The organism is Blautia sp. Sow4_E7 (genome assembly GCF_052116245.1).
Lineage (GTDB): Bacteria > Bacillota > Clostridia > Lachnospirales > Lachnospiraceae > Blautia_A.
The window spans coordinates 51,016-76,169 of sequence record NZ_JBQKLL010000004.1 but is presented as its reverse complement, the minus strand read 5'-3'; the positions used below and the strand labels follow the sequence as shown (position 1 = coordinate 76,169).

Below are 25,154 nucleotides of genomic sequence, written 5' to 3'. Positions count from 1 at the left end.
CTGCGACTAAGGAGTTCCGGAGAGCCGTCACTCTTAAGTCTTCGTAAGCGCTGGATTTCATCTACGCTAAGGGCGCGCCTGAAATGGTTCGCTGGAGTAATACCCATTGCCCGAACGCTGTGTACTGGCTGAAACTACCAGCACACTAAATAGCAATATAATTGGAGATTTTTTATTATAAAGCAGAGAAAATTTCAGGAGGAAAACATGAAGCAGTCATTTAACGAAAATTGGGTATGCTACAGGAACGGAGAGAAAGAAAAGGCATTTGCAGTTACTCTTCCTCATGATGCCATGCAGCTGGACGAAAGAAGCGAGACAAGTGCTGGCGGTGTAAATACTGGATGGTATGAGGCGCAGGATTATACTTATGAGAAGACATTTATTTTGCCAGAAGAAGCAAAGGATGAGAAAGTGATCCTGGAATTTGAGGGTGTTTACCGGAAGGCTACTGTGTATCTCAATGGGGAAAAAGTGGCTTATCATTCTTATGGATATATCGGATTCTATGTGGATGCCACAAAGCATGTAAAATTCGGGGAAGAGAATGTGATCCGCGTGGAAGTGGTCAACCATGATCAGCCAAACAGCCGCTGGTATTCCGGAACTGGAATTTATCGTCCAGTGTGGCTATATATCGTGCCGAAGAAACATCTGAGATTTGACAGTGTGAAGATTACCACACTGGACTATAAGGAGCCGAAGATCCGCGTGGAGGCATGGCCGAATGGGGCTGGCGAGGTGAAAGTGGAGATTCTGGACAAGCAGGTTGTTGCCAGAAAAGCTGTGGCTGGCGAAAGTGCAGGCCGGACAGACGAGACCATAGAGCAGTGTATTGACGAAAATGCAGTACAACCAACTGTTCAAAATTCTGACAGAGCATCAGATAAGATCATCGCCTTGGAAATTCTCCAGGCAGATGGTAAATTTTCCAGAGAAATTGCTCTTCCGGGAGCAAACCTTTGGAGCCCGGAAGCACCAAATCTTTATACCTGCCGTGTATCCTTCGGCGATGATGTTCAGGAAGAAACCTTCGGAATCCGTGTGGTAAGCTGCACTCCAGAGCATGGCTTCTGTATCAACGGAAAACGTGTCCTGTTAAAAGGTGGCTGTATCCATCACGATAACGGTCTTCTTGGTGCATGTGCGTATGAATTTGCAGAACACCGTAAAATCCGCATCCTTCTGGACGCTGGCTATAATGCAATCCGTTCTGCACATAACCCATGCTCCAAAGCACTTCTTCGCGCCTGTGACGAGATGGGAATGCTTGTAATGGACGAATATATTGATGGCTGGTATATCCATAAAACAAAGTATGACTATGCAGATGAGATTCTGGATAACTACAGAAAAGACTTAAAAGATATGGTGGATAAGGACTATAATCATCCATCTGTGATTATGTATTCTACAGGAAATGAAGTGTCTGAGACTGCGCAGAAAAAGGGAATTGCCCTTACAAAATCCCTTACAGACAGACTTCATGAGCTGGATCCCACCCGTCCTGTAAGCTGCGGAATCAATATCTTTTTTAACTTCTTAAGCTCTATGGGATTTGGTGTTTACAGCGATAAAAAAGCAGACGAAGCTGCTGAGAATGCCAAGAAGAAAAAGGCTGTGGGAAGTGAATTTTATAACACGGTAGCCGGAATTTTTGGTGCCGGATTTATGAAAACAGGAGCAACTCTTTATCCATGTGATGTGAAAACAAGAGATGCATATGCCAATATGGACGTGGCAGGATATAACTATGGAATCAAGCGTTACCGTCATGACCTAAAGAAGTATCCCAAGCGAATTATTCTTGGAAGTGAAACCTTCTGTGCTGATGCTTACAGATTTATGCAGGAAGCAAAACGTGATAAGCGTATCATTGGTGATTTCGTCTGGGCGGCTCAGGATTATCTGGGTGAGGTTGGAATCGGCGCATGGGAATATAAGGATTATGCACCTCGTTTTGATGGCGGCTGTGGCTGGGTAAGTGCCGGATCAGGCCGGATTGATCTCACAGGAAAGCCTCTTGGCGAGATGGCATATACCAGAGTTGCCTTTGAACTGGAGGATCTGGCAATTGCAGTTATGCCGGTTGATCACACAAAGGATGCCCATTCCCCATCTGCATGGAAAATGACAAATGCAATAGAAAGCTGGTCCTGGGAAGGCTGTGACGGGAATGCGGCAAAAGTAGAAGTTTACACCCGTGCAGATCATGTGAAGCTGTATATAAACGGTAAATGTATAGGCACTAAAAAGCCCAAAAATGGCTGTAAGGTATTCTTTGATACAACCTATCAGAATGGAGAAATCAAGGCTGTTGCCTATGATGCAAATGACAATATAATTGCAGAAAGGACACTGACAACAGCTGGAAAAGAGACGATTCTTGTGGCAGAACCAGAGCTTACCCGCGTGAATGCAGACACCGATCTTTGTTATGTGAGAATGCGCTATACAGACGAAAATGGTCAGACAAAACCGCTGGCAAAGGGCAGAATCAGGCTTACTGTAGAAGGTGGTGAGCTTCTGGCATTTGGAAGCGCCTGCCCATACTATCCGGAAAGCTACCAGAGCAATGAGACAGATACTTATTATGGAGAAGCGCTGGCGATTATCCGTCCACAGGCTGGAGCTGGTAAAGTAGTTGTGAAAGCTGAATCTGAGCTTGGAAATGCAGAGACGGAGATTGAAATATTAGATTGATTTAAAGTTCATATGCTTACCAGTTTTGCCAGAAACGGTTCCAAATTTGCCGAATTTTTCACAAATCCCATTCCTTTTGCTATAGTAAATCCAGCGGTTCAAACAGAACTGAAAGGACAGAGTAACTATCTGAAAAGTATGTGTTTATCTGTCAAAGGAAATTTACTAGGAGGAAAGGAAATATGAAAAAGCATACCGGGAAAATCTGGCGTGGTTTGGCAACAACTACAGCCTCACTTCTCACGATCACATTGGGCGGAAGTTCAATTGCAAATGCAAGAGTGGATTTCATTAATGCGACACTTGGAACCTCAAGCTACAAAATCGAGCAGGGAGATTCTGACTCTGATGGCATTTATTATGAATCTGAATTTGACAATGTAGAGGATCTGGTAAAGGCTAAAGAACAGCTGGCTGCTGAAATTTCTTCAGAAGGTTCCGTTTTATTCAAAAATACAGATCAGACCCTTCCACTTGACAAATCCAAAGAAGCTGTTACCCTCTGGGGCTTAAACAGCCATCTTCCGGGAACCGGCGGATTAATTGGTTCCTCTGTTGTGGCTGATTCAGAGGATGGTCAGATCGCTTATGGTATTGAAGAAGCTATGGATGAAAGAGGCTTCACAGTAAATGAAACCATGAAAGGCTTTTATGCAAGTGAAACCTGCGCGCCATATTACAGAAAAGCTTCTTTCTTTGGAAATGAAGTTCCGGGCCATAGCCTTGTACCTGCTTTTTCCGCTTCTTATAATGAAGCGGATACATATACAGTAGGTGAGGCACCTGCTGAACTTTACACAGATGATATTCTGGAATCTGCTAAGGATACAACAGCAGTTGTTGTTCTTTCCCGAGACAGTTCAGAGGCGTCTGACTACAGCACAAATATGAAGGATCCTAATGGGGACAGCTTCGACACACCGATGTCTATCTCAGCTTACGAAAAAGAGATGATCCAGCTTGCAAAGGAAAATAGCAATGGAAAGGTGATCGTTTTGATCAACTCTGACGTTCCTATGGAAATCCAGGAACTGAAGGATGATCCGGAGATTGGAGCAATTCTTTGGACTGGACTTCCGGGAATGAATGGATTCCTTGGAGTATGTGATGTACTTTCTGGCGATGTGAATCCATCCGGTCATATTTCTGATACTTATGCCACAAGTTCTGTTTCTGCTCCGGCAATGACCAACTTTGGTCTTTATACTTATACTAATGCTTCCAATGCAGAATCTGGTGCAGAACTTACAGAAGCAGACAAGGGTGACTGGTATGTAGTAGAAACTGAAGGTATCTATGTTGGTTATAAATATTATGAAACCCGTTACGAGGATACTGTTCTGGATCAGGGAAATGCAGACACCACAGAAGGCTCTTCTACTGGCAAAGCATGGAACTATGTAGATGAAGTAACTTATCCGTTTGGATATGGTTTATCTTATACAACCTTTACTCAGGAGCTGGAAAGTGTAGATGTAATATCTGGGGAAAAGGGACTTGCAAAAGTGAAGGTAACCAATACCGGTGACGTTGCCGGAAAAGATGTTGTCCAGCTTTATGTACAGACACCATATATAGAGGGCGGACTGGAGAAAGCTTCTATTCAGCTTCTTGATTTTGGAAAAACAGAGGTTCTTGAGCCTGGCGAATCACAGACTCTGGAAATTGAGTTCGCTCCGGAATATATGGCAAGCTATGATGAAAAAGCTGTAAAAGAAGATGGAACAGAGGGCGCATGGGTGCTGGATTCCGGTGATTATTATTTCACAATCGGAAACGGTGCGCATGAAGCATTAAACAATGTCTTGGCGGTAAAAACAGATTCCACAGACGATCTGATCACAATTACAGACGATGAAACAATTGAGCCGGAAAATGTAGTGACAGTTTCTCTTGGTGAAGATAAAGAGACTTATTCTGAAAACGTAGAGAATGCATTCCAGGATTGCGATATTAACAATCTGATCCCGGATACTGCTGAATACACTACACGTTCTGACTGGAGCAAGGGCTGGAAAGAAGTGGAAAGCATTACTCCAATAGAGGAAATGATGAAAGGTCTTACAAACTCCACTTATGAACTTACTGAGAACAATGACGAAGAAGTTGTCTGGGGAGCTGACAACGGATTAAGCACCGTTGATTTCCTCCAGTTTAATGAGGATGGAACTTTCGCAGGCGCACTTCCTCTGTCTGATGAAAAATGGGATCAGCTTATGGATCAGCTGACTTTGGAAGAGGCTGCCAACTTTATTGAGAAAGCAGGAGATAAAAACTTTGAGAAGCTGGATTCTATTTTCCTGCCAGAAGCAATCTGGTATGACGGACCGATCGGTTACAGCTACGACCAGATTGCAGGATATGCAACCCGCTGGAATGAATCCAACTCTTCCGAGCCGACTTATGTTTCTTCAGACAACGAATATGCTTCCTACTCTATGAGCTCCATGCCTACAGAACCTGTAGTTGCAGCAACATTCAATAAAGAACTTGTAGAGAGAGAAGGAGAGCTCTTTGGTGAAGATGGATTGTGGTCCAATGCCAACTCCATTGCAGCACCTGGTCTTAACATTCACCGTGCACCTTACTGCTCCAGAAATCATGAATATTATTCAGAAGATGCCATGCTTACCAACCTGTTGGGACAGGCTGTCTGCAAAGGCGGAAAATCCAAAGGTCTTATGATGATGCCGAAACACTATATCATGAATCATCAGGAGTTAAACCGTTCCGGTGTTTCCACATTCTTCACAGAGCAGGCTGCAAGGGAAAATGAACTCCGCGCATTCCAGGGAGCTATGGAAAATAACTATGCGCAGGGAATCATGACAGGCTTCAACCGTCTTGGAACTGTATATTCAGGAGCTTCCGAAGCTTCACAGGTGCAGGTTGCACGTAACGAGTGGGGCTTTGAAGGCTGGATCGTAACAGATATGATCAACGGTGCTGATTACATGAACTGGAGAGATATTGTATTTGGCGGCGGTGGCGGATGTCTTACAACTTCCGCATATGAAAGCGCTAATATTGGTTCCATGACTTCAACCGAGAACCTGAAGCTGATTGCAAAGGACTCTGCTTTCCAGAAAAAGATGAAAGAAACAATTAAATATTTCGTATATAATACAGTTGCAAGTAATGATATGAATACAATTACAACCTCCACTAAATATATTCACGTTCTTACATGGTGGCAGATTGCCTTTATGGCAGCAGAGGTGGTATTTGGACTTCTGACACTTTTGTTTGCAGTTATGTACCTTCGAAATTCACTTCGCAAAAAGACAGTTTACGTGAAGGAGGACAAGTAATATGGGATATCTGAAAAATAAAACATTTGGTTTTTACTTAAGCTTTGTGGCTGCAATCCTTGCGCTGATCGGCTTTGTAATGTACCGCCAGGCAGGACATACAGAATCTTATATTGAGGTTCTGCTGCTTGTAACAGTGGTTCTGCAGATTCTTGCGATGATCGTTTTGAAGGTGGCACCTGATTTTAAGTGGACAAGCCTTCTGCTTACTGCAAATGCAATTCTGACTGCAGCAGCACTTGTTAACAGTTTTTATACACAAGTTGATTTTATTGGATATGTGGTATCAGGACTTTATGAGTTTGCAACCATAAAGAAATTCATAATTTCAGCCGTACTTATGGCACTTTCCATGATTGCATATATTGTTTCCTCTTATTCTGGATTTCAGAAATGCACTTGTAAGGATGAGACAAAAGCTTGATTTATCTGCTGTAAAATATGGCACAAATTAATATTTACATGGTATAATAAAAAAGCCGGAATGCCCAAAAGGACTCCGGCTTTTGCCGTATACCATGGAGGATAACTATGATTACCATTGCTATTGTGGAAGATGATAAGAAAAGTGCAAAAATTCTTCAAGACTATATATTACGCTATTCAGAAGAAAAACAGGAACCGTTAGCTGTAGAATGCTTTGAAAACGGATTAAATTTTATCAGCGATTATAAAGCCAGCTGCGACATTGCTCTTATGGATATTGAAATGCCTCATATGAATGGTCTTGACACCGCCAGAAAACTGCGGGAATTTGATAGCCAGATTCCTCTTATTTTTATTACCAATATGGCACAATATGCCATTAACGGATATGAAGTGCAGGCTCTTGATTTTATGGTAAAGCCTATTGAATATTTCAACTTTTCGCTGAAACTGGACAAAGCGATCCGAATCTGTAAAAAGCTTCATGGTTATCAGATATATGTTCCTTCTGAACAGGGAACTGTTAAAATTGATATTGCAGATCTGATTTATATTGAAAGTGCAAAGCATTATCTTTATCTTCATACTTCGAAAGAGACCTTTCGCCTGCGAAGCACAATGGGAGATTTTATAGCACAGCTTCCGACAGGTCGCTTCTCCTGTTGCAGCAAATCCTTTTGTGTAAATCTGGAATGGATTTCCCGCTATCAGGGAAACAGCGTGTTTGTAAATGGAAAGGAATTATCGATTTCCCGTTCTTATAAAAAAACTTTTATAGATCAAATGACAATGTACATTAACCGGGGAGGAAACTGACGTGGCAATTTATGAAATATTAGCTTCATCTACAAGTGAAATACAGGGAATTACCTGTTTTATCATCCAGCTTTTTATAGCGGAAGCTATGTTCTTTTTCCATCTAAAAAAAGGAAACGCTTCTGGTTACGCCTGCTTGTAGGGGGAACTGCCTGTCTGCTTTTGGGAGTTACCCTTCCAATTATAATTGGTCAATATATAAGCGGAATTCGAACCTTTATTGTGCTTGTTTTTATGCAGCTTTACATGTGGTTTTGCTTCAGGCGTTCTTTTTTGGATATTTTATTTTGTACAATTGGAGCTTTTACTGTACAGAATCTTGGAAGCAATATTCAGGTGCTGATTTGTATCGTGACCAAAACTTCTTTCAAGATGCTTTCCACGGAAATGGTCATTGGATTTACCATTGTATATATTATTTGCTATCTCACTTGTGCAGCAAAAATAAAAAATTTTCCGAATATCAGCCAGAACAGAGTCCGTGTACTTTGGGTAGCCATTATTTCCTTATGTGTCTGCTGGCTCCTTCAGAGCTGGCTGATCAGTGAAAAGCTGGATATGGTTATGGTGTGCCGTGTTCCATTTGCATTCTGCTGTATTTTATCTCTTTTTATGCAGTTTGGGCTTCTGGAGCAGTCCCGGCTCAATGAAGAAAATCTGGCTCTTGAGCAGTTAATAAAGGAAAATGCAAAACAGTATGAGTTGTCAAAGAAAACAGTTGAAATCATTAACATGAAATGTCATGATCTTAAGCACCGGATTCTGGAATTGGAACAAGCCGGAAATGCAGATCATGGCCAGCTGGAAGAAATACGTAAAGCAGTAGATATTTATGACGGGCTTGCGAAAACAGGCTGCCAGCCATTGGATATTATTCTTTCAGAAAAGAATCTTCTTTGTGAAAAATATCAAATTAAGTTTTCATATATGATTGATGGAGAGAAGCTTACTGGTATTAAATCGGGAGATATCGCTGCTATATTTGGAAATGCTTTAGATAACGCTATTGAATGTGCAGCGGAGCTGCCAGTTGAAAAGAGAATTATCAGCCTCATCGGATATGCGAGACAGGATGTGATGGGGATTCATATTGAGAATTATTGCGAGGATGAACTGGAATTTCGTAATGGGCTTCCAGTGAGTACCAAAGGAGATGATAATTATCATGGCTTTGGCATGAAAAGTATTCAATATGTGGTGGAAAAATATGGCGGAAATCTTGTGGCGAATTTGGAAGAAAAGATTTTTAGTGTAGATATTATTTTTCCAGTTCTAGATTAGAGCCTTTTTCAAACTGGGGAGGTGCCTTTTTTTGAACGCAGATAAGTATTCTCCCGCTTCAAGTGCGCGGAGCACTAAGCGGCAGGTGAGGGGGGATGCTTCTGTCAGTGGGAGCCTTCAGCTCCTACTGACAGATCACGAAGCGACTGCGTTCATGAGCAAGTAGCGAAGCGGACCTGGAATGTCCGCTTTACTAATATACGACAGCAATAAGTTAACTGGTAGTATTCCGGCGAATCAGCACCGGAGTGATCTGTTTGTGAATTGGCTTTTCCAGTGGCTTAGGCGCTCGCTTTTTTTGCTCTTCCATCTGCTGCACCAGAAGCTCCATGGCAGTCTGTGCAATAACATCAATTTGCTGACCGACAGTTGTGATCGGAAGGATTGATTCACTGGCAATTGGAGAATTATCAAAACCTATAATTTCGTAAGTAGGTGGTAATTTACCATATTTCTGGAAAATTAAATTGAGAAACATATTGGCATAGGTATCATTCGCAAGAAAGATACCTTTTTTTTGATTCGGATACTTTTCTTCAATTCTTGTAAAGATACGTCTTATCACATTTAAAATCTCTTGATAAGAATTGCCGCTTACGCTTAGATCAATGTCATAAGGAACCTGATATTCTTTACATGTTTCCTCAAATGCACGTATACGATCATAAGCCGGGACTGTTTTTTCAACATTGACATTGATATGAATCAATATATCACATTTATCACGAATTAACAGGGAGGTAGCCTGAAGGGAACCCATATAATTGTCAGTGGTAATGCTGCTGATATATTCTGCCTCTCGCTCAATGGCAATGACAGGAATCTGATAGGAAGCCAGTTTTTGGGATGACAGTGTATGGCTTAAAACAATAAGCCCCTCAATCTGATAGGAAAGAAGCTCTTCAATATACTGTTGTTCCTCTTCGGCACCGTGTTCACTGGAAAAAACAAGAAATTTGTAATGGTAGTTACTATAGCTTGAAAGAAGCTGTGTCAGCATTTCAGAGTAGTAATGCAAGTAGAGATTTGGAATAATAATTCCGATAAACTCACTTTTACCATTTGCCAGAACTTTTGCAAGTTTATTTTTTTTATAGCCAAGGGTATCAAGGGCCTGTGAAATCTTTTCCTGATTTTCAAGCGTAAGAGAATCGGGATGATTGAAATACCGTGATATTGTAGTTTTTGAAAAATGAGTATATTCTGCAATATCTGCAAATGTCACCTGTTTTTTTGCCATAAAAATTTAATCTCCTTATAAATAAATGAGAATAATATTGGGGAATCTTTTAATTACTGGGATTATATTATTTTTTTAGTATAGCAATTATTTAAAAAAAAGGCAATGATAAAATAACCGATTACGTAACCGGTTATTTTAGCTTGAAAAAGTGTTGACATATGAACTTGGATGTAGTAACATTGAGCCATAAAGTAACCGGTTACTTAACCGGTTACAAGAACGGAAAAGGAAAGGAATGGAGGAGAAGTGCATGAAAAGAATGCAGAACCAAACAATGCCCGTGAAAAAGCAAACGTGGAGAGATAAGGCTACATATGTGAAGAAAAACTGGCAGTTATATCTTTTTTTCTTAATGCCAGGACTTTTACTGACAATCATTTTTAAGTATCTTCCTATGGGGGGACTTCTGATTGCATTTGAGGATTACAACGTAATCAAGGGAGTACTTGGAAGTCCATGGGTTGGACTTGAATATTTCAGGCGGTTTTTATCTTCACCGGATTTTATGAACTACCTGTTGAATACGTTAAAACTGAGTATTTATGGACTGTTGTGGGGCTTTCCGGTTCCGATCATTCTGGCATTGCTTTTAAATCGTATCCGCAGAACCGGAGTTAAGAAGAAAGTACAGCTTCTGGTCTATATGCCGAACTTTATATCTGTAATTGTACTTTGCGGTATGGTACGAATGCTGCTTTCTCCGGTTGGACCTCTGAATAAGCTTTTAGGAATCAGTACAAACTGGATGACAATGCCATCTGCTTTCCGTACCATTTACATAGCAAGTGGAATCTGGCAGACAGCAGGCTGGGCCTCTATTATGTACACTGCTGCTTTATCCAATGCAAGCAAAGAACTGGAAGAAGCAGCTATTATGGATGGTGCAAATCTTCTGCAGCAGATCTGGTATGTGGAGCTTCCTGCAATTAAGAATATTATTGTAATTCAGTTTATTCTGCAGGCTGGAAATATTATGAGTATTGGATTTGAGAAAGCCTATGCATTACAGACAGATATGAACCTGCCGGCATCAGAAATTTTATCAACATATGTATACCGTATTGGTCTTTTGAACGGCGATTATGGTTATTCTACGGCTGTTGGTCTGTTTAATTCAGTAGTAAATGTAATTCTGTTAGTTTTTGTAAACTGGGTGGTAAAGAAGCTGAACGACGGAGAAGGATTATAGGAGGAAGCGAAAATGGAGAAAATAAAGAAAAAATATTCGAAGACAGACTGTATGATCCTTGGAATTGGATTCCTGATTCTTGGACTGTTTGTACTTTCTATTGCAATTCCAATCGTGTATGTAGTGCTGGCCTCTTTTATGGATCCTACAGTTTTGAATAATCAGGGACTGAGTTTTCATATTAAGGACTGGACTTTGGATGCATATCGCAGAGTACTGGAAAATGAGATGATCTGGCGTGGATTCCTGAATTCTTTTCTGTATTCACTTGCATTTACAGCTATTTCTGTTTTTATAACATTGCTGGCAGCGTATCCATTGTCCAAGAAGGAATTTGTGGGAAGAAAATTTTTCAATCTCATTTTCCTGATTACAATGTTCTTTGGCGGTGGAATGATCCCGACTTTTATTTTAATCAATCAGTTGCATATGGTAAATACAGTCTGGGCAGTTTTGATTCCTGGAGCATTTAATGTATGGAATATGATCCTTGCAAGAACATACTACCAGTCAATCCCGGCAGAATTAAGAGAAGCTTCCGCAATTGACGGAGCCAATGAGATCCAGCATTTCTTCAAAATCATGATGCCGGTATGCAAGCCAATCATTGCAGTACTTGCACTGTGGTCATTTGTAGGAATGTGGAACAGCTATTTTGATGCAATGATTTATCTGAATGATGCAAATCTTCAGCCTCTGCAGTTAGTACTTCGTTCCATTCTGGTACAGAATACTCCGCAGCCAGGTATGATTGCAGATATTCAGAGTACTGCTGAAATGGCAAAGGTAGCGGAACAGCTGAAATATGCAACCATTGTAGTATCAAGCTTACCGCTTTTAGTAATGTACCCATTCTTCCAGAAGTATTTTGATCAGGGAATTATGGTCGGATCAGTAAAAGGCTGATAAGAAAGGAACGATACAGATATGAAGAAAAACAGAGTAAAAGGTTTACTTGCACTTGGACTTTCTTTGACGATGATGATAAGTACAGCAGGGTGTGGAAAAGAGCAGCAGCTTAATGCGGAGATCAGCCCGGACACACCAGTATCTGAGGTACAGTTTCCATTAAAGGAAACAGAGGAGCTTTCTTTTATTACAAGTGCACCGGCTACTTCCACACAGGATCCCAATGAAAGAGTGATTTTCCAGCGACTGGAAGAACAGACAAATGTTCATATTGACTGGACCTGCTTTGTATCCGATCAGTTTTCCGATAAAAAGAATCTGGCATTGGCTCAGTTTGGAAATCTGCCGGATGGTCTGTTTAATGCAGGTATGAGTGATTATGACCTGCTGCGTTATGCCAAGCAGGGAATTATTATTCCATTGGAAAATCTGATTGACAAATATATGCCGAATCTTCAGGCTGTGTTTGAAAAATACCCAGAGTACAGGACTATGTGCACAGCACCGGATGGACATATCTATTCTTTCCCGTGGATTGAACAGCTTGGTGCAGGAAAAGAAGCAATTCAGGCGATTGGAGATATTCCATATATTAATAAAAAATGGCTTGACTACCTTGGACTTGAGATTCCTACAACAACAGACGAACTGGAACAGGTACTGATTCAGTTCCGCGATCATGCAGAAGAACTGGAGAAAGAATTTTCCATTGAAGGTGATGTAATTCCAATGTCCTTTATTATCAATAACGGAGATCAGGATCCGGCGATTTTAATAAATGGATTTGGAGAGGGTTACGGAGACACAGGAGATCATTTCGCGGTAACAGATGAAGGAAAAGTAATTTATACAACTGTTCAGGAAGGCTACAAGGAAGGAATTGAATGGCTTCATAAACTGGTGACAGAAGACCTTGTAGATCCGGAAGCCTTTACACAGGAGTGGTCTACTTATGTTGCAAAAGGAAAGAATCACCGTTACGGACTCTGCTTCACATGGGATATTGCGAATATAGATAACAATACAGATTATGTGATGCTTCCGGCACTGACCGGGCCGGATGGCATGAGAAATATTACCAGACAGAACAACAGTGAAACCAGTGGATTTGACCGTGGAAGATGTGTTCTTACATCCAGCTGTCGTAATACAGCACTTGCTGCTGCATGGATTGATCAGATGTATGCACCCCTCCAGTCTCCGCAGAATAACTGGGGTACTTATGGCGAAGAGGATTCCTTTAACATTTTTGAACTGTCTACAAACAAAGACGGCGGCGAAATGTTAAAACATATGGATTTGGGAGAGCAGTCTCCAGTGGAAGTGCGTGAGGCGCAATCTGTAAATGGCCCTCTGGCCGTGCTGAATGAATATTATGATGTATATGTGACACAGCCGGAAGATGCAAAATGGCGTCTGGATAATATGCACGAGACATATTTACAGGATATGAACAGCAAATATGTTTATCCGAATGTATTTATGAGTATTGATGATACAAACAAAGTATCACAGTATGATACCGATATTAAAAAATATGCAGAACAGAAGAAAGCTGACTGGATCCTGAATGGAGGAATAGAGGAAGAATGGGATTCCTACCTGGAAAAAATGGAGAAGTACGGACTTTCTGATTATCTTTCAATCAAACAGAAATATTTTGATCAGTATCAGGAATCCTTAAGCGCGGAAAAGTAACAAAAGATGTAAGAACTGAACAACGACTTTGACAGGAGATTTTTCATGAGCGAAATGTTAGAAAAGGCAAGAAAATATGAATTTACACAGGGACAGCAGATTAAAGCGGAAGACAGACCGGCTTTTCATATAACTCCTTATGTTGGATGGATGAATGATCCCAATGGATTTTCCTGCTATAAGGGAGACTACCATTTGTTTTATCAGTATAATCCATATAACACACATTGGGACAGCATGCACTGGGGGCATGTGGTAAGTAAGGATCTGCTGCATTGGGACTATCTCCCGGCAGCATTGGCACCAGACCAGGATTACGATAAAGTGGGCTGCTTTTCCGGAAGTGCCATAGAGCTGGAGGACGGCAGACAGCTGCTTATGTATACAGCTGTGGACCGGGAAATACTGGAGGACGGAACCGCAAGGGATGTTCAGACACAGGCGGTGGCTGTGGGAGATGGAAAGGATTACGTGAAGTATGACAAAAATCCGGTCCTGACCTTTAAAAATCTGCCGGAAGGTGCAAGCAAAGCAGATTTCCGTGATCCAAAAATCTGGAGAGAAAAAGATGGAAACTTATATTGTGTTATAGGCAGCCGCCCTGCAGATGGAAGCGGACAGATTCTTCTTTACAGAAGTAAAGACGGATTTGAATGGGAATTTGTCAGCGTTCTGGCAGAGAATAAAAACCGCTATGGAAAGATGTGGGAATGCCCGGATTTCTTTGAACTGGACGGCAAATATGTGCTTCTGACAAGCCCACAGGACATGATTCCGGAAGGATTGGAATATCATAATGGAAATGGAACCTTATGTATCATAGGAGATCTGGATTCTGAGACACATACTTTGAAGGAACAGTCTTATCAGAGTGTGGATTATGGAATTGACTATTACGCAATGCAGACACTGCTTGCTCCAGATGGAAGAAGAATTATGATTGCCTGGATGCAGAACTGGGATACTCTTGCTTATCGCAGGAATGATTCTAAATGGTTTGCACAAATGAGCCTTCCAAGAGAGTTGTCTGTGAAAAACGGAAGATTGTATCAGGTTCCGGTCAGAGAACTGGATTCCATGCGTGCAAATAAAGTCGAATACAGGGATGTTGTGATTAAAGACACCAGAATCACACTTGACCAGATTGAAGGACGTACCGTAGATCTGGAGCTTGTAATACGACCGGTAGATAAAGATAAGCTTTATAAAAAATTCGAACTCTGTTTTGCAGAGAATGAAAAATATCATTCCACTTTACGATTCCGTCCAGATGAATCAGTTTTGAAAATCGACAGAAGCTTCTCCGGAAGCGAACGTGCAGTGGTTCATCAGAGAGAATGTCTGGTAAATGGTGACTGTAATGAATTGAAATTACGAGTAATTCTGGACAGATTCAGCGCGGAAATATTTATCAATGACGGAGAACAGGTTATGTCTGCTGTTATTCTTACAGAGCAGGATGCAAAGGGAATTTCTTTTGCTGTGGATGGTGCTGCCAGAATCGATGTAGTGAAATATGATTTGGTATGAAAGCTCCAGATGCTTGTCATGAATGAGTAAAGTAAAAATACAAGAATTGGGAGCGACGTATGAAGAAATATGATGTAACGGCACTAGGCGAATTATTGATTGATTTTACTGAAAATGGAAAAAGCAGTCAGGGAAATCCGCTTTTTGAAGCGAACCCGGGAGGGGCACCTTGTAATGTACTTGCAATGCTGGCGAAGCTGGGACATAAGACAGCGTTTATAGGGAAAGTGGGAAATGATTTCTTCGGAGAACAGCTGAGAGCGGCAATAAAAGAAGCTGGGATTGATGACACTGGATTATGTACAGACGAAAAGATCCATACAACCCTTGCTATGGTACATACATATCCCGATGGAGACAGGGATTTCTCTTTTTACCGTAATCCGGGAGCAGATATGATGCTGAACAAAACGGAGATTCGCGAAGATATTCTCAAAGAGACCGGAATTTTTCATTTTGGCACGTTGTCTATGACTCATGAAGGAGTGCGGGAGGCAACGAAAGAAGCAATTCATATTGCAGAAGAAGCTGGCGCTATTATTTCATTTGATCCAAATTTACGCCCACCGCTCTGGGAGTCTCTGGATGAGGCAAGAGAGCAGGTCTTATATGGTCTTGGACATTGCCAGATTTTAAAGATTTCAGATAATGAAATTCAGTGGCTGACAGGGGAAGAGGATTATACTGCTGGTGTAAACTGGATCCTGGAAAGATATCAGATTCCGCTGATCCTTGTGTCTATGGGCAAAGAAGGAAGCCGCGCTTATTATAATGAAATGATGGTGGAAGTAAAGCCGTTTTTACAGGAGAATACCATTGAGACAACCGGAGCAGGAGATACCTTCTGCGGCTGTGTATTGCACTATGTCTGTGAACATGGAATTAATGGACTAAAAGAGGAAAATCTGGCTGAAATGTTAACATTTGCCAATGCAGCTGCCTCAATTATCACAACAAGAAAAGGCGCACTGAGAGTAATGCCGGAAGAAAAAGAAATAAAGCTATTAATATAAAATATTCAAAAGAATAGGAATACAATAAAGGGACTTCTTCGGAGGTCCCTTTATTGTAGTAGAAAATAGTTTAAATTTCATTTGACGTATAAATATGCACACTTTACGACGGAAACGATTATTTTACTGTGAAAATGGTACAATGCAAAATAAGCAAGGTAAGAAAAAATAGTTAAAATAACGGACATCGCAAAATATGAAAGCCATCTGATCTGCATCAATGACACTGATTAGATGTTGTCCGGGATTTTCACAGAAAAATCGAGGAGGAGAGAAATTCATGAGTATGAAACGAGTGCTTGCTGCATTCATGGGCGTGACGCTTCTGGTTGGCAATGGACCGGTAAGTGTGTTCGCTGAAGAAGTGACAGCTGAGGCAGCAGCGGAAACTGCAATTGTAAATCTGGAAACTCAGGGGCGTACAAATCCCATTGGCGTAGACGAGGCTAATCCTGCATTTTCCTGGCAGATGCAGTCAGGCGAGATCGGGGCAGCCCAGAAATCGTATCAGATCGTTGTCCAGGACAAAGGCGGAAGCGTGGTCTGGGATTCCGGTGTGGTAGAAAGCAGTCAGTCAAATGAGATCAAATATGAGGGAAGCGGTCTGACTCCGGCGACTCAGTACAGCTGGAATGTGACTGTGACCGATAACAAGGATAATTCCATTCAGTCTGAGACTGCAACTTTTGAGACTGGTTTGATGGATACAAGTTCAGCATCCTGGGACGGAGCCAAATGGATCGGAGCAGGAGAGCTATCTCTTGATGCAGCATCTAAAGCAGTTTTTAATATTTCCGCAGATGTTCAGGTGGCAGAGGGCAGTAACGGGGCATCCTTTATTCTTGGTGCAGATGATTTCCGTTTGGAGAACAAAGTGTTCAACAGCGAAATGCAGGAAGGCGAAAACTATGTCCGCGTAGAACTGGATCTTTCCGGTGTTGGCGCGAACGGTGGTGCGAAGATTAACGCTTACCGCATGGGCTATGCAAAAGACGATGATCCTACAACTCCATTTTTCACAATTGAAGATGATGAAGATTTGAACACTCTGATTACAGACAAGAACAAAAACGATATTCACCACATTAATATTTTCTGTACTGCAAGTACATTGTCCATCACAGTTGACGGAACCAAGGTGGGAGATGACATCCTGGTAAACACCATGGAAAATGGAAATACTTTCCCGAACCTGAACTCCGTAGGTTTTGCAGCAAATGCAGGTGACAGCGCCACATTCACAGATTATAAGATTGAGAACGGCGGGAAATATGCAACCGGAACTCTTCTGGATGCAGAGACAGGTGCAACTTATTCTATTTTTAACGGAATGGACGGCGTGGTTGTAGATGGAAATACAATTACTGTAAATGGCGGTGACACAGGTATTCTTGGATATGCAGATCCTTCCTATGCAGCAGCACCGATGGTTCGTACAGATTTCGAAGCGAAATCAGAAATCGAATCTGCAAGACTTTACCTGACTGCACAGGGTATCTATGATTTCTATATTAACGGACAGGAAGTTGCACCGGAAGAATGGTTTAACCCAGGCTCCACAGAGTATGATTCTATTCTTGCGTACAATTCCTATGACGTAACTGATTACCTTCAGACTGGCGAAAACGCAATGGGAGCAATTCTCGGCGAAGGCTGGTGGACTGGTATGACTACCTTCGAGTGTACAAATAACAATTATTATGGCGACCAGCCTGCACTGATGGCGAAACTGGTAGTGAACTACACAGATGGTTCCAGCGACACAGTAGTAACCGATGACGGCAGCTGGACTTATTACAACGATGGCCCGGTACGTCTGGCTTCCCTTTTCCAGGGTGAAAGATATGACGCTACAAAAGAGGTGGCTGTAGAGGGCTGGACAGAGGCTGGATATGATGACTCTGCATGGACAGCTTCCTCTGAAATCGAGACAAGAAAACAGTTTGCAGATTATCAGCTGGTTTCCCGCTATGATGAGCCGGTTCATGTAATCCGTACCAACGATGTAAAAGAGGCTCTTGGCGAGACAAAAGAGGGATCTGGTTCTTACATTTACGATATGGGCGAAAATGTTTCCGGTGTTCCGGTGATCACAATTCCAGAAGAATACGCAAAGCCAGGCGAGACAGTAACCGTTCGTTTTGCGGAGATCCTTTACCCGGAACTGGATGAGTACACCAGTGAAGGTGTTGACGGAATGCTGATGGTGGAGAACTATCGATCTGCAATGGTAACGGATTTCTATACCATGAAAGAGGGGGAGAATGTATTTGCACCAGACCTTACTTTCCATGGATATCGTTACATTGAGATCACAGGTCTGGATCAGGAGCTTCCGGCAGACTGCATTAAAATGCAGGTACTTTCTTCACTGGACGCAAGTGCTGAATATGAGTCCTCCAATGAGCTGACCAACCAGCTTTTTGCAAACATTACAAACTCTACAACAAGCAACTATATTTCCATTCCGACAGACTGCCCGCAGCGTGACGAGCGTATGGGATGGACGGGTGATGCACAGATTTATGCACTGTCTGGTTCTTATGTAGCAGACACCTACAACTTTATGCGTCAGTGGATGGATACCGTCCGTGCTGATTGTGGTGAAACAGGAATGTCTTCCCAGTATTGCCCTGCTTTTGTGAATTATGATCTGGAAGCAGATGACAAAATCCCACATAACGGACAGAGCTTCGGTATTACCTGGAACTGTCTGGTTGTAACTATTCCGTACAACTTGTATATGCAGACTGGAAAACTGGACATTGTAAAAGATAATATTGATAATATTTATGCGTATGTAGACCACCTTGCTTCCACACCGATGAGCTACAAGGATGAGAACGGGGACAAGCAGGAGGATGCACGTCTAACTGGTGAAACTGGTACACTTTGCGACCACCTTTCCAGAATCCCGACTGACGGTGTAATGCTTGGAAATGTGCTTTATATTAACTGTCTGGATCAGGCAGCAGTTCTTGCTGATGTTATGGGCGATACAGATAAGGCAGAAAGCTATCGTGAGACAGCTGCAACTGCAAGAGAAGCATGGAATGAGTTTTTCATTGATCCGGATACTGGAAAAACAAAGAATACCAAGGGTGAGATCCAGGATACACAGGCTTCCTATGCAACTCCTCTTCGTTTCCATGTGGTAAGCGAGGAGAATCTGGAAAAAGTTCTGGAGAACTACAATGCAACAATCGCAGAGGCTTCCGGTGAGGATAGCGATGGAATGCCGATCGTTCCTTATACTTTAACAACAGGCTTTAATGCAACTGGAAATCTGCTGAATGCACTTTCCGATTACGGTTTAAACGATACTGCTTACAAGCTGTTCGAATCCACAGACTATGCTTCCTGGCTCCATCCGGTAACTCAGGGGGCAACCAGTATCTGGGAGCGTTGGAACGGTTATACAAATGAGCTTGGATTTAACGGAAACAACAGCATGAACTCCTTTAACCATTATTCACTTGGTGCAGTTTACGAGTGGATGGTAGCTTACCAGCTTGGAATCAAGTCTGACGAGACACAGCCTGGTTATCAGCACTTTATCCTGCAGCCGACTGTAGGAGGTGATTTCACAGAGGCGAAGGGAAGTTATGATTCCGTTTACGGAACAATTAAGAGCGGCTGGACAGCGGCTGACGGTGTGATGACATCCTATGATGTAACAGTTCCGGCGAACACCTCCGCAACCTTGTACCTGCCAGTAACTGGCGAGATAACAGTATGCGATGGTGTAACAGTAACAGGTGCTGTAACACATAATGCAATTGAAACACAGCAGATGGAACTGGTGGCTGGAACTTATCATTTCGAAGTTGTGGATGGTAATGTGACTGTGACAGCTGCATAAAAATTTATGATGGAATGCTTTACTACAGAGTGTTGCATAGATAGCTTATCAAATCCTCCGTTTTATTATGAGTGAGTGATGAAAAGATCAGTACTGGGAGAGAATTTCTGAGAATCAGAAAATTGAAATTTCAGCTACTGGTCTTTTTTGTAAAAAACGTTGTACCAGAGCATGTTTGAAAAGGTTTTTCGCAAAGTGGGAACGTACAGATTGTGAGAATGATTTTCAAGCACACTTTGGTATCTGTCTTAAAACTTTTCCTTGCTAAATCGTAAAAGTCTGTTAGAATATGTATAAAATATAGGCAGATATGTCAGCAGATAGAATTTTTCAGACTGTTTGACTGATATGAGAAAGAACGCCCACAGGCGAGGTGACAGCTATGATTACACTGAACGATTATTTATATTCCGGAGATACGGTTTTAAAGATTTTACAGAAATATACAGAGGATCTGCGTAAGGAAGCGAAGAAGAACCATAATGAGGTTGATTTAGTGCACAGCAATTTTCTGCTCCAGATCACGGAGCTTTTGGAGCACAATGATTTCCTTACAGCCCAGTCCCAGAAAATTCGGGAATTTTATAAATATATGGCCCATGAATATCCATTTCTTGCCTTCACATTTAAAGGAAGGATCAAGTCTCTGATCCGTGCGGAAGAGAAATTTAATGGATATGTGGTGGAATATATTTACGATTATTACAGGGAAAAGGGGATTTATCCGTCAGTTGCAGAGCTGAAAAATAAGCTGAGCTGCTTCCGCGATTTTATTGCTTACAGGATCGTAGTTTGTATGCCAAGATGTCACTTGAAGCCTGGGGAAGACCAGGAGCAGGCGTCTATCCGCTATCTTTATGAGATTGCAAATGTGCTGCCAGGATTTCTGGAAGAGAGAGGTTTTACAGCAGAATCGGCTCAGGGAGTGAAATTGAGTACTTCTGATCAACTGAATGATGATGTGAAGCCTTATTACAGAGATTATATTTGCTGTACCAGTGAATACGGTTATCAGTCCTTACATATTACTTTCTACGATAACAGTTCCAGATCCTACATGGAGGTACAGCTCCGCACTCAGAAAATGGATGATACTGCGGAAATCGGACCTGCCAATCATCTTGGTTACGAGAAACGCCAGCAGGACGAGCGCGCCAGAAGAGATGTGATCCCGGAAGGGGAATGTGTTTACTTCGACGAGGCTTATGAGCGGGGAATGAAGCTGCTTTCCCTGGAATTAGCAGATCTTGATGTGAATATGTTTTCTGCGGTAAATAACAGCCTGATCAACGATGGCTGTGGGTTGTTCAGAGGAAGGCTGATTCTGCCCTATGAGCATTTGTCAAGGTTTCAGAATGATGTGATCGATTGACAATAGAAATGTAAGTGGAGAAATAAAAATGTTAAAGAAAAAAATGTTAATTGCGTTAGGAATGGCAGCAGTATTAAGTGTGGGCTGTGTAAGTGCAACTGTCTGGGCTGAGGAAAATGCAGAAAAGCAGACAGAAGAAGCAGAGAACAGTTCTGATCCCGAAGAAGAGGAAGATGTTGATTCAGAAGAGTTTGACAATCCGGAGATCGAAGAGGGATACACCACAGAATTAGAAGGCTGTACAAAGGTGGTTTCCTGGTGCAAAAATGGAGACAATAATATTTACGGACAGTTCTATTATCCGGAAGATTTTGACGAGACCAAAACTTATCCGGTAATTATTATGAGCCACGGAATTGGTTCCACCTCCCAGATGGTAGAGCGTGCAAAATGGCCGGAAAAAGCAGCTCAGGATGGATATGTGGTTTATACATTTGATTTTTGCGGAGGCTCCTTTAACGGAAATAGTGATGTAGATTTCATGGACATGACAGTGATGACAGAGAAAGAAGATTTAAGTGCTGTTATGGATTTTGTGAAAACAAAGGATTTTGTAGACCAGGATCACATTTTCCTTCTTGGACAGAGCCAGGGCGGTCTTGTAAGTGCCCTGACTGCAGCAGACAGAAAAGATGATGTGGCTGCTATGATCCTGGTTTATCCGGCACTTTGCATTGCGGATAATGCCCGGGAAATGTATGCTTCCGCGGATGATATTCCGGAAGACAGAGCTGAGATGCCGGTAGGAACTGTGGGTTCGGGGTATGTGAAAACAGTTTATGATCTGGATGTATATGATACCATCAGTGCGTATGAGGGGGATGTTATGATTATCCATGGAATCAATGACAGCCTGGTGCCATACAGCTACTCTGAAAAGGCAATTGAGAAAGCATATACAGGGGAAGGTTCCGTTCTGGTTCCAATTTATGGAAAGAAGGCTACCCATGGTTTCGAGATGAATTTTGAAGAGGGAAGAGATTACGCAGAGAGTGTTGGATTGGAATTTTTGGATGCGCATTTGAAAGAGTGACACATTGAAGACACTATAATCATGTACACAGAATTGTGTATTTACCCAAAGAAAAGTATATAAAGAATTAAAAAAAGGCATTGCAAGGAATTATATGGCGCCTGTAAACGATTTGATTTTGGAGTCAAACGTTAGGGAGAGGCTATATCCTGCAATGCCTTTTAAAATCCTTCAAATATTTATATGAAAACTGCTAACAGGTACGCTTATGCTTCTTATTTCTCCGGAAACATTTTCCCGAAGATAAAACGGATCAGCGGTCCACAGTACATCAGCTGCCAGAAGAAGGCAACCGGGAAGTTCATGAAAGTGGTCTGGAGCCATACGGCAACGAACTGGGAACCTGCATTTTTAAATAAGATTGTGGCAATTAAGCTCATGATCGGGCACATAATGCAGATGATCATAACAGAAATTGCAACTGTGATTGCGAAAGGTCTGTCTTTAGGTGTGACAATACGAAAAGCAAGCTTATGGGCAAGGTTATCAACAATAAAGAACTCCAGCACAAATGCAACCGGCCACATGATCTTCATTTCGCCGAAAGCCATGAGAAATACCTGGTTGCTCATTCCACCGATATTCAGGGAAATGTTGTAGCAGATCATGGCGTAGACCATAAGGAAGGCCATCATCAGAGTGAAAATAACATTTTGAAACTTAGTTTTTGGCATAAAATTGTTCTCCTTTTTCTAAAAATGGGTACAAAAAAGACACATGTGTTGTTCGTTATCAAGCGTACACTTGTGTCGTTTCCAATTTTATACCAGAGCTGATTTGTTATTAAATTGTTTACCGAATGATTATTATACCAGATAAATGAGAAAATGCAATAAGAAAAGTAATCCTGTTTTAAATACAGCAGAATCCTGCCTGCAAAATGTGCAACCAATCCTGCCATCACGGAATTACATTTACTGTTGTTGCAGATGGAAAACTGTTAAGCTATCTTCATGTTATGGATCTGTGTACTATTTTGGGAAATGCGCTGGATAATGCAATTGAGTATGAATTGCAGCCGAAAAATCCCGAGACAAGGATGATTCACGTAAAGATTTTCAGAAAGAAAAAGTTTATCTGCATTTTGGTAGAGAATTATTATGAGGGCTCCTGGAACAGAAAAGGAGAAAAAGGGTAAAAGCTTTCAGGCATCTTTTTTTGATTTCGTGCTATTTGCGATGGATTTCTTACACTTTACGTTTTTCGTGCGTATAAAAAATTCTCAATGTTATAATGAATCTACAATATAGAAAATAGGCAAAAACAATAAATGGAGGATGAAGGTATGAAAACAAAGCAGGCTGTAAATCCGTACCTGCCAAGCTGGGAATATGTGCCGGATGCAGAACCGCATATTGTGGACGGGCGTGTATACATATATGGTTCTCATGATCTTTTTAACGGCTTGAATTTCTGTCTGGGCGATTATGTATGCTGGTCAGCACCGGTGGACGATCTGGGCAACTGGCGTTATGAGGGTGTTATTTTCAAAAGAGAGCAGGATCCGGCAGCACCGAAGATCCGTCTTACAAATGGTCTGGCAGCACCGGATATGATCCAGGGACCGGACGGAAGATTTTATCTTTACTATTTCATGGGCGGTACAAAGATGATCTCTGTGGCTGTCTGTGACAAGCCGGCAGGCAAATATGAATTCTATGGTTATGTAAAATATGCAGACGGCACACCGATCGGTAAGAAGAATGAGCCGTTGCAGTTTGACCCGGGTATTTTCATGGACGACGACGGAAGACTGTATCTCTACAGTGGCTTCGCCCTTCAGGGAAATCCACTTCTGCTGGACGGTTCCAAGCCAACAGAGCATGGTTCCATGTGCTTCGAGTTGGATCCTGCAGATATGCTCACTGTAAAAATGGGACCGAAATACATCGGAATTGCCAGTGAGAAAGAAGCGCCGGGAACCTCCTACGAGGGACATCCGTTCCTGGAGGCAAGTTCCATGCGTAAATTCAATGGAACCTATTATTTCATCTACAGTTCCCTGAACAGCCATGAGCTTTGCTATGCAACCAGCGATAATCCTACCGGTGGATTTGAGTTTGGCGGTGTTCTGGTCAGCAACGGAGACATCGGCCTTCCGGGAATTACAGATGTGAAAAACGCAAGAAACTGCACTGGAAATACTCACGGAAGTCTGATCGAGATCAACGGAAACTATTACGTTTTCTATCACAGACACAGCAACCGTAAGCAGTCCTCCCGTCAGGCATGTGCTGAGCGGATCCGTTTCGAGAATGGCAAATTTTATCAGGCAGAGATGACCTCCTGCGGTCTGAACGACGGACCACTTAAGGGAAAAGGAAACTATCCTTCCTACATTGCCTGCAACATATATGGTAAAAAAGGAACCCGTTTCTTAAGCATGATCAAGCATCCAAAGTCTGGTCATCCATATCTGACTCAGGATGGAAAAGACCGTGAGCAGGGACCAGACCAGTATGTGGCAAATATGTGCGACGGAGCTGTTGCGGGCTTCAAGTATTTTGATCTGCGTGAGACTTCAAAGGTTCGCATTAACATTAAGGGAAAAGCAACTGGAGTTGTTTATGTGACTACAGAGGAAGGCGGCAAGCCAGTGGCAAAGATCCAGGTGAAGCCTTGCAAAGAGCAGCATGGCTTTGCAGCTGATTTAAGCGGACTTGGCGAGAAGGAAGCTCTGTATTTCAGCTACAAGGGAACTGGTGCGTTTGACTTTATGTCTTTTGACCTGAAGTAAAAACACCTTAAAAAGCAAGAAATACTTTATC

Annotated in this window: 18 protein-coding genes; 16 read left to right on the top strand and 2 right to left on the bottom strand. The window is 42.0% G+C overall.

Annotated elements, in window-relative coordinates:
* The first annotated feature begins 207 nt into the window (after positions 1-207).
* The 6 genes from ACTQ50_RS04155 (at position 208) to ACTQ50_RS04130 (ending at position 8,537) form a co-directional block, all read left to right on the top strand.
* On the top strand, positions 208-2,703 hold the full coding sequence (locus ACTQ50_RS04155) for a glycoside hydrolase family 2 TIM barrel-domain containing protein (RefSeq protein ID WP_441483092.1): 2,496 nt from the start codon (positions 208-210) through the stop codon (positions 2,701-2,703).
* Positions 2,704-2,885: 182 nt separating this feature from the next.
* Positions 2,886-6,014, top strand: a complete 3,129-nt coding sequence (locus ACTQ50_RS04150; protein ID WP_441483091.1) for a glycoside hydrolase family 3 C-terminal domain-containing protein — start codon at positions 2,886-2,888, stop codon at positions 6,012-6,014.
* Position 6,015: 1 nt separating this feature from the next.
* Positions 6,016-6,438, top strand: a complete 423-nt coding sequence (locus tag ACTQ50_RS04145) for a hypothetical protein (RefSeq protein WP_441483090.1) — start codon at positions 6,016-6,018, stop codon at positions 6,436-6,438.
* 107 nt (positions 6,439-6,545) lie between these two features.
* A complete protein-coding gene (locus ACTQ50_RS04140) occupies positions 6,546-7,256 on the top strand; it encodes a LytR/AlgR family response regulator transcription factor (protein WP_118577566.1) in 711 nt (236 codons plus the stop codon).
* Between the two features lies 1 nt (position 7,257).
* Entirely contained in the window at positions 7,258-7,398 is a 141-nt protein-coding gene (locus ACTQ50_RS04135; protein WP_441483089.1) for a hypothetical protein, read from the top strand.
* 131 nt (positions 7,399-7,529) lie between these two features.
* Positions 7,530-8,537 (top strand): ATP-binding protein, encoded by a 1,008-nt coding sequence (locus ACTQ50_RS04130; RefSeq protein WP_441483088.1) that lies wholly within the window; start codon positions 7,530-7,532, stop codon positions 8,535-8,537.
* A 214-nt stretch (positions 8,538-8,751) separates the two neighbouring features.
* On the opposite strand, the gene ACTQ50_RS04125 is transcribed toward ACTQ50_RS04130, so the two are convergent.
* On the bottom strand, positions 8,752-9,777 hold the full coding sequence (locus tag ACTQ50_RS04125) for a LacI family DNA-binding transcriptional regulator (RefSeq protein WP_441483087.1): 1,026 nt from the start codon (positions 9,775-9,777) through the stop codon (positions 8,752-8,754).
* 253 nt (positions 9,778-10,030) lie between these two features.
* On the opposite strand from ACTQ50_RS04125, the gene ACTQ50_RS04120 reads away from it, so the two are divergent.
* The 8 genes from ACTQ50_RS04120 (at position 10,031) to ACTQ50_RS04085 (ending at position 22,386) form a co-directional block, all read left to right on the top strand.
* On the top strand, positions 10,031-10,969 hold the full coding sequence (locus ACTQ50_RS04120) for an ABC transporter permease (RefSeq protein ID WP_118577563.1): 939 nt from the start codon (positions 10,031-10,033) through the stop codon (positions 10,967-10,969).
* 12 nt (positions 10,970-10,981) lie between these two features.
* A complete protein-coding gene (locus tag ACTQ50_RS04115) occupies positions 10,982-11,875 on the top strand; it encodes a carbohydrate ABC transporter permease (protein ID WP_226820325.1) in 894 nt (297 codons plus the stop codon).
* 21 nt (positions 11,876-11,896) lie between these two features.
* Positions 11,897-13,576 (top strand): ABC transporter substrate-binding protein, encoded by a 1,680-nt coding sequence (locus ACTQ50_RS04110; RefSeq protein WP_441483086.1) that lies wholly within the window; start codon positions 11,897-11,899, stop codon positions 13,574-13,576.
* Between the two features lie 45 nt (positions 13,577-13,621).
* Positions 13,622-15,106, top strand: coding sequence for a glycoside hydrolase family 32 protein (locus tag ACTQ50_RS04105; protein ID WP_441483085.1), 1,485 nt, complete (start codon positions 13,622-13,624; stop codon positions 15,104-15,106).
* Positions 15,107-15,165: 59 nt separating this feature from the next.
* Positions 15,166-16,119: a carbohydrate kinase family protein gene (locus tag ACTQ50_RS04100; protein WP_441483084.1), complete on the top strand. Its 954-nt coding sequence runs from the start codon at positions 15,166-15,168 to the stop codon at positions 16,117-16,119.
* Positions 16,120-16,399: 280 nt separating this feature from the next.
* Positions 16,400-19,981, top strand: coding sequence for a family 78 glycoside hydrolase catalytic domain (locus tag ACTQ50_RS04095; protein ID WP_441483083.1), 3,582 nt, complete (start codon positions 16,400-16,402; stop codon positions 19,979-19,981).
* A 382-nt stretch (positions 19,982-20,363) separates the two neighbouring features.
* Positions 20,364-21,353, top strand: a complete 990-nt coding sequence (locus ACTQ50_RS04090; protein ID WP_441483082.1) for a guanosine polyphosphate pyrophosphohydrolase — start codon at positions 20,364-20,366, stop codon at positions 21,351-21,353.
* A 28-nt stretch (positions 21,354-21,381) separates the two neighbouring features.
* Positions 21,382-22,386 (top strand): alpha/beta hydrolase family protein, encoded by a 1,005-nt coding sequence (locus ACTQ50_RS04085; protein ID WP_441483081.1) that lies wholly within the window; start codon positions 21,382-21,384, stop codon positions 22,384-22,386.
* A 215-nt stretch (positions 22,387-22,601) separates the two neighbouring features.
* Here ACTQ50_RS04085 and ACTQ50_RS04080 read toward each other — a convergent pair whose 3' ends face one another.
* Positions 22,602-23,060 carry a DUF2798 domain-containing protein gene (locus ACTQ50_RS04080; protein WP_441483080.1) on the bottom strand — a complete coding sequence of 153 codons (459 nt, stop codon included), beginning with the start codon at positions 23,058-23,060 and terminating at the stop codon, positions 22,602-22,604.
* A gap of 206 nt (positions 23,061-23,266) precedes the next feature.
* On the opposite strand from ACTQ50_RS04080, the gene ACTQ50_RS04075 reads away from it, so the two are divergent.
* Together ACTQ50_RS04075 and ACTQ50_RS04070 are read left to right on the top strand one after the other, a co-directional pair.
* Positions 23,267-23,524: a GHKL domain-containing protein gene (locus ACTQ50_RS04075; RefSeq protein WP_441483079.1), complete on the top strand. Its 258-nt coding sequence runs from the start codon at positions 23,267-23,269 to the stop codon at positions 23,522-23,524.
* Between the two features lie 147 nt (positions 23,525-23,671).
* Entirely contained in the window at positions 23,672-25,123 is a 1,452-nt protein-coding gene (locus ACTQ50_RS04070) for a family 43 glycosylhydrolase (RefSeq protein ID WP_441483078.1), read from the top strand.
* Positions 25,124-25,154 lie beyond the last annotated feature (31 nt).

Coding starts and splice junctions, on each gene's coding strand:
- ACTQ50_RS04155 (WP_441483092.1), top strand. CDS start 208: ATGAAGCAGTCATTTAACGAAAATTGGGTATGCTACAGGAACGGAGAG.
- ACTQ50_RS04150 (WP_441483091.1), top strand. CDS start 2,886: ATGAAAAAGCATACCGGGAAAATCTGGCGTGGTTTGGCAACAACTACA.
- ACTQ50_RS04145 (WP_441483090.1), top strand. CDS start 6,016: ATGGGATATCTGAAAAATAAAACATTTGGTTTTTACTTAAGCTTTGTG.
- ACTQ50_RS04140 (WP_118577566.1), top strand. CDS start 6,546: ATGATTACCATTGCTATTGTGGAAGATGATAAGAAAAGTGCAAAAATT.
- ACTQ50_RS04125 (WP_441483087.1), bottom strand. CDS start 9,777: ATGGCAAAAAAACAGGTGACATTTGCAGATATTGCAGAATATACTCAT.
- ACTQ50_RS04120 (WP_118577563.1), top strand. CDS start 10,031: ATGAAAAGAATGCAGAACCAAACAATGCCCGTGAAAAAGCAAACGTGG.
- ACTQ50_RS04115 (WP_226820325.1), top strand. CDS start 10,982: ATGGAGAAAATAAAGAAAAAATATTCGAAGACAGACTGTATGATCCTT.
- ACTQ50_RS04110 (WP_441483086.1), top strand. CDS start 11,897: ATGAAGAAAAACAGAGTAAAAGGTTTACTTGCACTTGGACTTTCTTTG.
- ACTQ50_RS04105 (WP_441483085.1), top strand. CDS start 13,622: ATGAGCGAAATGTTAGAAAAGGCAAGAAAATATGAATTTACACAGGGA.
- ACTQ50_RS04100 (WP_441483084.1), top strand. CDS start 15,166: ATGAAGAAATATGATGTAACGGCACTAGGCGAATTATTGATTGATTTT.
- ACTQ50_RS04095 (WP_441483083.1), top strand. CDS start 16,400: ATGAGTATGAAACGAGTGCTTGCTGCATTCATGGGCGTGACGCTTCTG.
- ACTQ50_RS04090 (WP_441483082.1), top strand. CDS start 20,364: ATGATTACACTGAACGATTATTTATATTCCGGAGATACGGTTTTAAAG.
- ACTQ50_RS04085 (WP_441483081.1), top strand. CDS start 21,382: ATGTTAAAGAAAAAAATGTTAATTGCGTTAGGAATGGCAGCAGTATTA.
- ACTQ50_RS04080 (WP_441483080.1), bottom strand. CDS start 23,060: ATGCCAAAAACTAAGTTTCAAAATGTTATTTTCACTCTGATGATGGCC.
- ACTQ50_RS04075 (WP_441483079.1), top strand. CDS start 23,267: ATGTGCAACCAATCCTGCCATCACGGAATTACATTTACTGTTGTTGCA.
- ACTQ50_RS04070 (WP_441483078.1), top strand. CDS start 23,672: ATGAAAACAAAGCAGGCTGTAAATCCGTACCTGCCAAGCTGGGAATAT.